This is a genomic window from Shewanella marisflavi (assembly GCF_023283925.1).
Lineage (GTDB): Bacteria > Pseudomonadota > Gammaproteobacteria > Enterobacterales > Shewanellaceae > Shewanella > Shewanella marisflavi.
In genome coordinates this window covers 527,058-539,450 of sequence record NZ_JAKIKX010000001.1, presented here as the reverse complement: position 1 = coordinate 539,450, position 12,393 = coordinate 527,058, and the positions used below count along the sequence as shown (strand labels likewise).

Sequence of the window (12,393 nt, the reverse complement as noted above, 5' to 3'; positions counted from 1 at the left end):
TCAAGAAAATTTAAGGCCTGCTTAATATTGAGCGCATATCTTCCTAGCTTGGCAACTTGGGCAACGAATGACTGACAAAACGATAAAGTCATCAAGTCTGAGAGAATAACAGACTGAATAATTGAGTTAAATAGCCAAATTACACATTTGTTTTTGCTAATCTAAACAGCCATACCATGCCATTGATAAGCCCTACAAGCTGTGCGAACATCTAGCCTTTACCCCATTTAAGCCCGACTTATGCAGATACGAGAAATACAGACTCAGGACTGGCCCGCCATATTAGTAATACAAGATGAGTGCTACCCCAACATAGCGCCCGAATCCGAGACCGCCCTGCAGAGTAAGGCAATGCTCTCACCAAGCACCTGCTGTGTGGTGACTCAAGATGACACAGTTATCGGATACTGCCTGGCGCATCCCTGGCAGCGTGATACCCCGCCGAGTCTGGAGCAGGTACTGGACACCTTGGAAAAGCAAGAAACCCTCTACCTGCACGATATCGCTTTTTCCGCCAAGGCCCGTGGCCTAGGTGCTGGCACCGCAGTGTTCGACCGTCTGCTTGCTCAGGCTAAACGTCTGTCACTGCCAAGCATCTCACTGGTGGCCGTGGGCGGCGCACACACATATTGGCAACGCCTGGGATTTAAATCGCGTATAATCGACAAATCATTAGATAGCTACCCGGATGATGCCTGCTATATGGTGTACGCCATCGATTAGCATTGTCCGCTGCGCTTCAATTTATCAGTAAGAGAATATTATGGCCCGTAGAGTCGGTTATACCTTTAAAAATCAGTACAAAGAGATCAACTTCGTTTACGACAAGTACCACGATATCTATGAGGCAGTCGCCGCCGCAGAAGGGATAGATTTGACTCGTTATCTCGCCATGGAGGCTCAGGTCGCCATGACATCCAAAGGCTCTCAGGCGGTGAAAGACTATCGTCAGAAGGAGTTTGCCCGCTTCGGCTTTAGCGATATCCACTTTATCCGAGATGAAAGCCAAGACTAACTTAGCTAGAATAGCCCCCATTTATGCCTTTAACCAGATGATGTAGGCCCAAGATGTCTAATATTGAACATGCCAATTTTCCCAGAGCCGGTTTCTTTCGCCGTATGGGCGCAATAGTATACGATCTCCTACTGGCCGTTGCCGTCTATATGGTGGCCGGTGCCATCGGCTTTGGCGTCTTTATTGCCCTCACCAGCAGTGGCTTGATCTCAATGCAGGGATTCGAGCATGTTTCAGATCTGCTCAACGCGACACCGCTTTACAAAGGGTTGTACCAACTGTGGATCGCCTTGTGTGTCGGTTTCTTCTATGTACTGTTTTGGAGTCGTGGTGGCCAAACCTTGGGCATGCGCGCCTGGCGCCTCAAGATCCAACATCCTAACGGCCAGTGCCTGAGCATGATCACAGCCGGCGCTCGCCTGGTCTGGTCTCTGCTGGGGATAGGTAATTTATGGATCTTAATCAACGGCGACAAGCTGGCGCTGCAAGATATGATGACCCGCTCAGAGGTGGTGGTGTTGTCCAAAGAAGCCAATCAGATGCGTAACTGGCACGGCGTTTAATGGTTGATTTGTGATAGCTGTATAAGCGGCTCATTTTGACAGATACCGGCTCACCGCAACTTTGGCCGCATTAACCTGCCATTAAAAAAGGACCTCTAGGGTCCTTTTTTGTTAGTCTGCTTAGCATCAGGATTTAATCAGCCTGCGCTATTTTCGAATATAGTAAATCGCTACGCCGCTAAAGATGATAGGCGGCATCACGGCCCCCAATATAGCTGGCAAGCCGTACACTAGCGTCATAGGGCCAAAGATCTCATTGCAGATATAGAAGCTAAAACCTGCCATCACCCCTAATAGCACACGTGCACCCATGGTGACAGTGCGCAATGGGCCAAACACAAATGACAGCGCCACCAGCATCATGACCGCAACCGTTATCGGCTGCATGATCTTTCGCCACAGCGCCAGTTCATAACGGCCTGAATCCTGATTGTTTACCCGCAGATACTCAAGATAATCCACCAATCCCTGAATCGATAACGCCTCAGGTTTCACCGAGACCACACTGAGCTTATCGGGCGTCAGGGTCGACTCCCAGCGGAACAGTGTCAGGTCCGTCTGGCTCACCTTTTCAGCAGAGATATTGGTCTGGCGCACATCCAGCAGTCGCCAATGATCACTCGAGTAAACACCACGTCTCGCTTCAATGGTACCCACCAGGTTGAGGTTATCGTCAAACTCATACAGCACGACATTATGCAGGGTATTGATGTTTTCAATCTCACCGATTTTTACAAACAGATCGCCATCTCTGGCCCAGATACCACGACTCGACTTAAATAGGCTACCGCCTGAGAGCTTAACCGCCTGTAACTCCTTACCGTGACGCTCGGCAACGGGGGCTCCCCACTCGCCTAAAGCCATCACCAAAATCATCAAGGGCACCGCGGTTTTCATCGCAGACAGGGTGATCTGAAAACGGGACAAGCCTGATGATTGCATCACCACCAGCTCAGAGTTCGACGCCAGCATGCCCATGCCGATCAAAGCCCCTAAGAGCACCGCCATGGGAAAGAACATCTCAATGTCACGAGGGATCAGAAACAGTACATAAATAGCGGCATCAACCATGGTGTAGGTGCCCCGCCCCACAAGGCGCAGCTGATCCACCCACTTGATGATGCCTGACAAGCCTGTCAACACCAACAGACACAGGGCAGAGGTGCTTACCAAAACACGAGCTATGTATAAATCTAATATCTTCATGCCTTCACCTTCTTACGCTTAATCAAGCCAGAAAGCTTGGCCCCAGTAGGACGCTCCTTACTCAGCAATAATATCCCCATAACCAGGGCCGAGGCGTGGATCCACCACATCCCCAAATATGCTGGTACCACCTCATCTTCGAGCGCCTTACGCCCTGCAATCATCAAACCGAAATAGCCAAGGTAAAGTAAAATCGCCGGGAACATCTTGGCAAACTTGCCCTGCCTGACATTCACCCTAGCCATAGGCACGGCGATCAATGTCATAAAGGGGATTGCCAGTGGGATTGCCAGACGCCAGTGGAACTCGGCCACGGCCTCAGGGCCCTCAGTGTCCAGCAGTTGATCGATAGGTAGGGCCGATAGTTTACGGCGACGCTGATCCACTTCCTGTTCTTTGATCTGCATCTCGTAGCCAGCAAACTGCACCACTTGATAGTCGAGTTGATTACCCTTGCTCTGATATTGAATACCGTCATTGAGCTTAAGACGCTGCTCGCCGCTTTCATTTTCAACAACGCTGCCCCCTTGAGCCACCACGATATTGGACTGGCTCGCAACGTCTTCAGGATCTGGCAGCTGAGCCACAAACACCTTATCGAGCTGATTATCCCGACCGATACGTTCGACAAACAGTACCGCCCGGCCATTAGGACTGGTTTGAAAACGCCCTTGGGTCAAGGCCGCAAGGCCAGCCTCCGACTGTGCATTTTCCAACACTCGGTTTTGGGTCTCTTCGGCCCAAGGCGTCACATAGATGGATAAAAAGCCGGTAAACAGCATATTGGCGATGGCCAGTAACAGGGTGACGCGGGTGACATACCACTCACTGATCCCGACGCCGTGAAAAACCACCATCTCACTCTCGGCATACATACGACCATGGGCCACCAAAATCCCTAAAAATAGGCTTAATGGCACCACGAGTACCGCGAGGTAGGGAAGGTTGAGACCTAAGAGAGTCATCACTAGAGAGGCGGGAAACTCGCCTTCGGACGCATCTGCGAGTACACGAACAAAATGTTGGCTAATAAAAATAGCTAACAGTACTAAAAGCACCGCCATCTGCGCTTTTAAAACTTCACGAATCAAGTATCTAAATACAATCACAGGCAGGATCCAGTCCCTAAACTTATATTTATGCTGGTATCAGCCCACTTTTCATGTAGACTGTCTACTTTTGGTAGTTTTGTGACCAGCCTTTAACTAAAAATGGCAGAAAAACACCTGAAAAACTAACATTTGGTGTACCAATTTTAGGTCCGTTTTGGACACAAGCAGACATTATCTAATAAATAATAATATTTGTCTTTAAGAATCTAGGAGAGCTCATGGAGTTTAGCGTTAAGAGCGGCAGCCCGGAAAAACAACGTTCCGCCTGTATAGTCGTTGGTGTCTATGAACCTAGACGCCTCTCAGGTATTGCTGAGCAACTGGATAAAATCAGTGAAGGCTACATTAGCAACTTGCTGCGTCGCGGCGATTTAGAGGGTAAACCGGGTCAGATGCTACTATTGCATCATGTGCCTAACGTGTTAAGTGAACGCGTCCTTCTTGTAGGTTGTGGCAAAGAACGAGAACTAGACGAACGCCAGTACAAGCAAATTATCACTAAGACCATCAACACCTTAAACGAAACAGGTTCAATGGAAGCCGTTTGCTTCCTGACCGAACTGCACGTTAAAGGCCGTGATACCTATTGGAAAGTTCGCGAAGCCGTTGAGTCTACACAAAATAGTCTCTACAGTTTCGACGCACTTAAGACACGCAAAGGCGAGACTCGTCGTCCGCTGCGCAAACTGGTATTTAATGTACCGACCCGCCGCGAACTCACGGTTGGCGAGCGTGCAATCGAACATGGCATGGCCGTATCGAGCGGGACTCACCTATGCCGTGACGTGGCTAATATGCCACCTAATATCTGTAATCCAGCCTACTTGGCCTCACAGGCGCGTCAAATCGCCGAAAACCACGAAAATCTCACCGTCAGCACGATTGGCGAAGAGCAGATGGCGAAGCTGGGCATGAATGCCTACCTGGCCGTGGGTCGCGGCAGCCATAACGAATCAGTGATGACGGTTATGGAATATAAAGGCGCGGTGGACAGCACAGAGAAGCCTATTGTACTGGTGGGCAAGGGACTAACCTTTGACTCGGGTGGTATCTCACTGAAACCTGGCGAAGCCATGGATGAGATGAAATACGACATGGGCGGCGCTGCAGGTGTCATTGGTACCATGCTGGCGCTGTGTAAGCTGAAACTGCCCATCAATGTGGTTGGTGTGCTGGCAGGCTGTGAAAACATGCCATCGAGCAACGCTTATCGCCCAGGTGATATTCTCACCACTATGTCTGGCCAGACCGTTGAGGTGCTTAACACCGACGCCGAAGGTCGCCTGGTATTGTGTGACGTACTGACTTATGTCGAGCGCTTCGATCCTGAGCTGGTCGTCGACACGGCAACCCTCACCGGTGCCTGTGTGATCGCCCTAGGCAAACACGCCTCAGGCCTCTTCTCTTCTCACAACCCACTGGCCCACGAGCTACTCAATGCGGGCGAGCAAAGTGGTGACCGCGCATGGCGCATGCCACTGTGGGATGAGTACCAAGAGCACCTGGAAAGCCCATTTGCCGACATGACCAACCTGGGTGGTCGTCCAGCCGGTTCTATCACGGCGGCCTGCTTCCTGTCGCGTTTTGCCAAGAAGTATAACTGGGCGCATCTGGACGTTGCCGGTACAGCCTGGAACAGCGGTGCTAACAAGGGTTCTACTGGTCGTCCTGTACCATTATTAACCCAGTTCTTGATCAATCGCGCAGGCGTTGAACAAGGCGAATAGTCGCAGGTAATAGCCACTGGCGATGCAATTTAGCGAAATAAAAAGGTGAAGCAGTGCTTCACCTTTTTTTATTGTCTCAAGCAGCAGGCGCTTTGGTCTTAATCAGCTGGATCATCATCAGCAAGACGCCAGCAAACACGCTAAAGGAGGCGAGAGCCAAAAAAGGGTCCACCACCTCCAAGGCAACAAACTCACCGTAGAGGAGAAACAGGCCAATTGCCACCCCAATGGTCCCCGCTTGATGCAAGATAAACTGCACCGTCATCAGCTTTCCTTGTGCAGCCTTAAGCCACAAGCGATAACAAAGTGCATAGCTAAAAGAGATTAGAAAACCTATCATCATGATATGAGCATGGGTCACCAGCTGACCATGATTATGAGAGGCCGCCATATAAAGCCCTAAGGCGAGCCCGAGCAAGGCATAAACAAATGCCGTAATAAGATACCGCCTATCCATCACTATTCCTCCGGTTGACGGTTTAAACCGTCGAAATCTTCTCATTTAGTGTAGATCAGGCTAATAAGATCATGGCATTTAGGCATAACTACCACTTTGTAGCAAATTGTAACCTTTTAAAACCACTTAAAAACAGTATATTAGTAAAGGCAGCATCAATAAATATTCACTGGCTATTGAGTCCTGGTCGACTCTGCTCCTATCATAGGCCTAATAACAAAAACAACAGAAAGTGGACCCATTTTAATGACAAACCTTAACTACCAAATTGGCGGATGCGAATTAGACTGCAAGTTAATGTCATTAAAACACGCACAAAGCAGCATAAAACTCTCTTCTAAAGTCTTTGAACTCCTGATGCTGTTTATTAACAGCCCAGACAATATTGTGTCTCGTCAACAAGCTGTTGAGACCATCTGGCTTGGCAATGAGGGGGTTGGCAAGAAGGGGTTTACCAATGGGATCTGGGTGCTGAGGAAAGCCTTCAAAGAGCTGGGAATCGAAGAGGAGGTGTTTAACACCTTGCCAAAGCTCGGCTATCAGCTAACGCTACCTGTACAGTCATTATCTGCTGAACAAACGCCGACTCCACGCAAGCCCTACATAAATATTCTGGCCGCTTCGGCTGCATTTACGCTACTGACCTGGCTTGGTTATTCATGGTTTAGCCCCAGCACTCCACCTGTGCTCGATGAAGCCAGCACAGCCCAGGTCGTCATGGCGCCAACTAAAATAAAAGTCACTAACTATGGCGGCGTAGAAGAGCATATCGCGGTATCCCACGATGGCCAGCGTCTGGCCATGCAATGGCGAGACAACTCACTCAGCGGTAAGATCTACATCAAAGAACTCAATCAGGCCGATGCGCCGCTCACGCTGATCTCCTTTGAAAACAATGAAGAAGCCTCACCAGCCTGGTCCCTGTCCGATAAAAAGCTAGCCTACGTTAGAGTCGACCACAGTGGTGAATGCCAGGTCAGAATAAGAAATCTGCTCGACAATACCGATGCCTTAGTGGCTTCTGATTGTTTTTATATCCCCTATAAGCGCATCGTATCTTGGTCAGGCGTCGACGATAACCGTTTGATCTATGCTAAAAAAATGGATGACAGAGTCGCACTTATCGCCTATTCACTAACCACAAAGCAGAGCCAACAGATCAGCTTTCCCAATAAAAATGAGATCGATTACGCCCCCAAATGGCTCAAACAAGACACTCAGCTGGCTTTTATTCGTGAACGAGCGGCCTCTAATCTGTTGAACCTGGTGCTACAAGATCAAGATGGCCAGCTGCAACAACTGATTCAAGACAGCGGTAGCATAGTAGATTTCGACTATTCGGCACGAGAAGAGCTCTTTTACGTCAACAACATCGACGGCGCAGCGGCAATCATCTCACGCATTCGCCCCGATGGCAGCCAACTTTCACCGATACCCCAATCAGGACTGCCCAGCAGCATCACACTGTCCGATAACAACAAGTTGCTATATATCACAGAACATATTTCGAAAGAGTACATCACTCAACAGGCCTATGCCGATGGCAAGCAGCTGCGCCGCATCTCCTCCTCCTCAAGGGATATGTACGGCAAATATTCACAGGCCAGTGACGACATATTGTTTCTCTCGAACCGCTCCAAGCTTTGGTCCATCTGGAAAAACAACAAGGTCAGCAGTAAGAATATCACCCACTCATTGGGCAATGTGGGCGTGCCCGCCATCTCCCCCGTCAGCACTGACTTTGCAGTCAACATCATGACTGATACAGGGAGAACTCTGTATATCGGCAATATTGAATCGGAAAACTATCGTGCCATCGATACCCAGGGACTAGAAGCCGAGAATTTAAGCTGGTCGCAAGATGGCCGACACCTCTATTTTAAGGGCTTTGCCGATAAGCGAAACGGTATCTATAAGTTGAATGTAAATTCCGGCGAGCTTGAGCAGATCACCCAGCAGAAAGGGGTCTATGCGATTGAAGGAAAAGACAGTAATACCCTCTACCTTTCACAGTTTGACCAGAATGGCATCTGGCATTTCGACCGCACCACAGGTCAAATGAACCAGCTTACCGACAAGCTGGCAAAATATGACTATGGCGCTTTTTATTATGAGCAAGGCTATCTCTACTTTCTGGCCAGAGACGCTGAGTTCGACACCATCATGCGCATCAAACCTGATAGTGAGCACCATACGCCGGAAGTGGTTCGTCAATATCCGGCCGACTCGGTAAGAAAATTTTTTGGCCTCTCACGGGCCGATGGCCACTCCTATTTAGTCACCCTCAAACTGGCTAACGAGGCAGATGTGTATGGTTACTCCCTAACTGCAAACTAAAGATACAATATCGTATCTAATTGATTAAAAGCGGAATAGATGTTTTTTAGATAAAAATATTACCTCAATAGACCAAAAATCGGGGAATAATCGAGTTCCCCTTCATTGTACCTACGTAGCCTTCACGTTATTAAATTGTTGCAGTCATGAATCGTTGACTCGACAGCAAAAATATAACAAGAAGGAAAGGACATGAAATTTAACAAATGCACCCTAGCATTATGCGTCTCGACCGCTATTCTCTCTGGGGCCCTTCAGGCCAAGACAGAATCGATCGTGGCTTTCGGTGCCGAGCAGGCACAGTCCAAGGGAACCTATACTTTCTCTTTAGCGCAATCAGAGAAGGATTCTGGCCAGCAGATTCTGGACACTCAGCAGGTACTCAAGCAACAAGCAGAACTTCTAGCACAAATTAAAACCATCGACCCACAAGCTCGCTTCGTGGGAAGTACTCATCTGCTGGCAAATACCATCACGCTGGAAGTACAAAACAGCGCGCTGGCAGAGATCCGCAAGTTAGATGCCATAGCCCAAACCTTCTACGGTCAACAGCTACAGACAGCCAAGCAGGATCCAAATAATCATCAGGTAATGAATACTTCGACTGCAGAAGAGATCAGCCTGATGACGCCCTACATGGGCAAAGAAACCGCAGGTAAAGGGGCCAGCGTTGCTATCATCTCTACCGGTATCGACTATACCTTGCCAGTCTTTGGCGGCTCTGGTGTTTATGGCGAAGATAACGACCCTGAAACGCCACCACCAGCGGGAAGCTACCTAGAAGCCCTTGAAAACGGCGCCATCGAGTACAGCGGATTTCCAACAGCTGTAGTAAAAGGCGGCTGGGATTTCTCTAGCGAGAACTTTGGCAATGACGCCAACCCAATCGATCAAAACTTAAGCTATGAGTCCTATAACGGCTGGGTTTACCCCACAGGCCAAGGCACCGAGCTGGCGAGTATCGTTCACCAACTCGCCCCAGGTGCAGAGTTACACGCCTACAAGGTCTATAACGTCTCTGAAAACAATGGTTGGGTGTCTGCCTCAGCCCCTAGCATGGCAAAAATCGTAGCAGCCCTTGAGCATGCACTCGATCCTAACCAAGATGGTGACACAAGCGACCATCTGGATATCGCCTTGATAGAAGCTGCCGGTGCTGGTGCCTTCTTTGACATCGATGGTAATTCATCCCCTAGCCTGATACAGATGCTAATCGAGCGTGTATCGGCTCAAGGCATGACAGTGGTTACCCACGCAGGTGATTTGGCGAAATACTCTCTCTTTGGTGATGCAGAGGCTAAACACCGTAACTGGATCTCTTCAGAAGGTAGTTCAACATCGGCCATCACTGTCGGTGCGGTCAATTATGCCGACGATGGTGAGACGCTGGTCATCCCTGAATGGGCTCCTATGGGACCGGTTCGTGGTTCTCAGGCCCTTAAGCCTGAAATCGTCACTTTGAGCGACAACCAAACCGTTGCCAAGATCTCTAACCCTGATGAAACAGCACCGAGACTGGGTAGCCGCTCAGGCGCGTTAACCAGCGCCGCACGTATTGCTGCTGCCGCTGCTGTCATTAAGAGCGAGTTCCCAGGTTTCGGCCCTGCAGAAATCAAAGCAATACTTGCCAACACTGCCAATGTTAACGCCATCCTGGAAAGCGATGGCATGACCCCAGCTGAACTTTACGCCATGGGTCACGGCATGGAAAATCTTGAAAACGCCGTTGCTTCGCCAATTGTTGCCTGGGAAACCAACAGTTATCAGCCTTATGTGCAGTTTGGTATGCATGAAGTGGGACAAAGCAAGACGCTGCATAAGCGCATCACGCTAAGAAACATCTCAGATACCACTCAGACGTACCAGATCGCCTACAAGATGAAAGGCGAAAAAGCCGCTCACGAGGCACTTAGCTTCAACATGCCAGAAAGCGTGAATATTCCCGCCAACTCTAGCGTGATCCTACCGATCACTATAACGGTCGATGGCAATAAGTTGCCTCAATGGCCACTGATGAGTACCGGTGACCACACTGATGCCAATCTAAAAGCCACCGAACTTAACGGCTATATTAGCCTGACTTCAGAGTCAAAGCCTGAGATCAACCTGGGCTGGATGCTCAAGGCGCGTCACAGCACCAGTATCACTAAGCGCCCAAACGCTATCGAATTTCCCTCATACCTCGGCTATAACCCAGACTTGGGCCAAACCGAGTGGGATCATCTCGAATGGGGGCATGAGCTATATCCTGATAATGAATATGGCTCAATCAACTACCAAGGTTATGTCGCCTCTTTCGTGAACAACTCAGACTCGGCAACCACCTTTCAGGCTTACCCTTTGCTGCTGCAAAACAAAACCCTACCTGAGCATCTACAAAACCTTAGCGGCCATATGATTAAAGCTGTCGGTGGCGCTATTTTTGATGATGCCCAATGTAGCGTAACGGGTAAGAAGCTAAACATCGCCGTCAGCCTGTTTGATCGCGCCGACACCGCCTTACCGAACTATTATGAGCGCGGTCCACGCCTATTTACCTTTGACCTGTTCTACGAGGCCATGGTGAAAGAAAATGGCTGGGATAACAGCTTCGAAGGAGCCTACATCTGGGACGACGCTCAACGTGTTGCTCAACCCTTTGTTGCGCTCAATGACAAGGGACAGCCGACCACCTATGTGATCGACTACACCATCCCTTATGATTACTCAAATCCAACCGGACGCTACAAAGAGTCATCTCTGCCAACGCATTTTGCCAATAACGGTAAAAATGTTGTGTCGCAAATCTGTTTAGAAGATATGTTTCACCATGAGCTGGACAGTGTTGAAGACTTCGATCAAAACTTTGGTTTCCATATCGAAACCGATCGTCATACGGGCAGGGATCAATATGAGCCTTTGGTCCAATTTAACCCAATCAAGGGCGGTAGCTACACAGTAGAGCAGTCTTGCTACCTGGATTGGTTCAGTGGCGAAGAAGTCTGTAGCGACATCGTCTTTGATCGCTCAGTGCATGTGGGTTTTGCCGCAATGGAAGAGGGCAAATCAGCAGGCGAGCTTGATTATCAGCAGACCTTTACCGCTCAACCTGGCGAAGAGATCTATATCGCTTCAGTGGGCACCGCTGAGATGGGGGGCATAGGCCCAATCGAAGCGCCTAAAGGCTTCATGGTCGTCAGCCTTAACGACGATTTCATGCAAGTTGGCTACAACTCTTATGTAGACGACGATGGCTCAGTGATTGCGAAGGCGCAAGCTGGACAGCACTTTAGTGTTGAAGAAAACGCTGAAGTCGGCACTGTTGTAGGCAAGATAGAGTTGGATTCACAAGGCTTCTTCACCTACCCATCAAGCGAGCGCACGCCTTTTGAGCTGCACATCACCAATACACTGGTCGGTACACCGTTTGCCATTAATCAGGAAACCTATGAGCTTTATGTGGTTAACCCTGATGCGCTCGACTACGAAAATAACCGTGAGTTCGAGATAAAGGTAACGCCTAAATCAGGCCGTGACATAGGTGACACTGAAACCCTGACCGTGAGTGTTGTTGACATCAATGACGTTGCACCACAGGTCAATGAAGACGTTGCCGCCTCACTGTCGGTACCAGAACTCATCTTCAAGTCTGGTTCATCAGCAAACTTCACCTTAGATATTGCCGGTCTGTTCAACGATCTAGAAGGCAATAGCCTGAGCTACGAAGTGGAAGGCACTGGCTTCTCGGCGCTGTCTATCAGCGGCACCGAAATCACAGGTCAAGTTGAGAACGAAGGTAGTCACATGCTGACCATCATCGCCTCTGACGGTGTGCATCAGGTCACTCATATGCTAGAGGTCGATGCAAGCTTTGAACCTGAAAGCGATGGTGGCTCACTAAGCTGGATGTCGCTCATCCTGGGTGCTTTGGCGCTAGTTCGCCGTCGCACTTCACGCTAGTTAGTAAAACCCTTGTGGGATAGCCGGTAAAACGGCT

The 12,393-nt window shown here is 49.4% G+C and carries 9 protein-coding genes; 6 read left to right on the top strand and 3 right to left on the bottom strand.

Features of this window, described 5'->3' with window-relative positions; genetic code table 11:
- Window positions 1-240 precede the first annotated feature (240 nt).
- The 3 genes from L2712_RS02270 to L2712_RS02260 are packed head-to-tail and all read left to right on the top strand — an operon-like array spanning window position 241 to window position 1,578.
- Window positions 241-723, top strand: coding sequence for a GNAT family N-acetyltransferase (locus L2712_RS02270; RefSeq protein WP_088905278.1), 483 nt, complete (start codon window positions 241-243; stop codon window positions 721-723).
- A gap of 40 nt (window positions 724-763) precedes the next feature.
- Window positions 764-1,015, top strand: coding sequence for a DUF2960 domain-containing protein (locus tag L2712_RS02265; protein WP_088905279.1), 252 nt, complete (start codon window positions 764-766; stop codon window positions 1,013-1,015).
- Window positions 1,016-1,068: 53 nt separating this feature from the next.
- Window positions 1,069-1,578 (top strand): RDD family protein, encoded by a 510-nt coding sequence (locus L2712_RS02260; protein ID WP_248976773.1) that lies wholly within the window; start codon window positions 1,069-1,071, stop codon window positions 1,576-1,578.
- Between the two features lie 147 nt (window positions 1,579-1,725).
- Here the strand turns inward: L2712_RS02260 and lptG are convergent, their stop codons facing one another.
- Together lptG and lptF are read right to left on the bottom strand one after the other, a co-directional pair.
- A complete protein-coding gene (lptG, locus tag L2712_RS02255; RefSeq protein ID WP_088905281.1) occupies window positions 1,726-2,784 on the bottom strand; it encodes an LPS export ABC transporter permease LptG in 1,059 nt (352 codons plus the stop codon).
- The gene (gene lptF, locus L2712_RS02250) at window positions 2,781-3,893 is read right to left on the bottom strand and encodes an LPS export ABC transporter permease LptF (RefSeq protein ID WP_033540159.1); all 1,113 of its coding nucleotides are present in this window, start codon (window positions 3,891-3,893) and stop codon (window positions 2,781-2,783) included. The genes lptG and lptF overlap by 4 nt, the downstream gene beginning before the upstream one ends.
- A 221-nt stretch (window positions 3,894-4,114) precedes the next feature.
- Here lptF and pepA point away from each other — a divergent pair, with 221 nt between their 5' ends.
- On the top strand, window positions 4,115-5,623 hold the full coding sequence (pepA, locus tag L2712_RS02245) for a leucyl aminopeptidase (RefSeq protein ID WP_248976772.1): 1,509 nt from the start codon (window positions 4,115-4,117) through the stop codon (window positions 5,621-5,623).
- A gap of 76 nt (window positions 5,624-5,699) precedes the next feature.
- On the opposite strand, the gene L2712_RS02240 is transcribed toward pepA, so the two are convergent.
- Entirely contained in the window at window positions 5,700-6,080 is a 381-nt protein-coding gene (locus L2712_RS02240) for a hypothetical protein (RefSeq protein WP_033540161.1), read from the bottom strand.
- Between the two features lie 297 nt (window positions 6,081-6,377).
- Between L2712_RS02240 and L2712_RS02235 the strand changes: the two genes are divergently transcribed.
- The gene (locus tag L2712_RS02235) at window positions 6,378-8,417 is read left to right on the top strand and encodes a winged helix-turn-helix domain-containing protein (protein WP_248976771.1); all 2,040 of its coding nucleotides are present in this window, start codon (window positions 6,378-6,380) and stop codon (window positions 8,415-8,417) included.
- Between the two features lie 192 nt (window positions 8,418-8,609).
- Window positions 8,610-12,356 (top strand): S8 family serine peptidase, encoded by a 3,747-nt coding sequence (locus tag L2712_RS02230; protein WP_248976770.1) that lies wholly within the window; start codon window positions 8,610-8,612, stop codon window positions 12,354-12,356.
- Window positions 12,357-12,393: the final 37 nt, after the last annotated feature.

Coding starts and splice junctions, on each gene's coding strand:
- L2712_RS02260 (WP_248976773.1), top strand. CDS start 1,069: ATGTCTAATATTGAACATGCCAATTTTCCCAGAGCCGGTTTCTTTCGC.
- lptG (WP_088905281.1), bottom strand. CDS start 2,784: ATGAAGATATTAGATTTATACATAGCTCGTGTTTTGGTAAGCACCTCT.
- L2712_RS02235 (WP_248976771.1), top strand. CDS start 6,378: ATGTCATTAAAACACGCACAAAGCAGCATAAAACTCTCTTCTAAAGTC.
- L2712_RS02270 (WP_088905278.1), top strand. CDS start 241: ATGCAGATACGAGAAATACAGACTCAGGACTGGCCCGCCATATTAGTA.
- L2712_RS02230 (WP_248976770.1), top strand. CDS start 8,610: ATGAAATTTAACAAATGCACCCTAGCATTATGCGTCTCGACCGCTATT.
- L2712_RS02240 (WP_033540161.1), bottom strand. CDS start 6,080: ATGGATAGGCGGTATCTTATTACGGCATTTGTTTATGCCTTGCTCGGG.
- pepA (WP_248976772.1), top strand. CDS start 4,115: ATGGAGTTTAGCGTTAAGAGCGGCAGCCCGGAAAAACAACGTTCCGCC.
- L2712_RS02265 (WP_088905279.1), top strand. CDS start 764: ATGGCCCGTAGAGTCGGTTATACCTTTAAAAATCAGTACAAAGAGATC.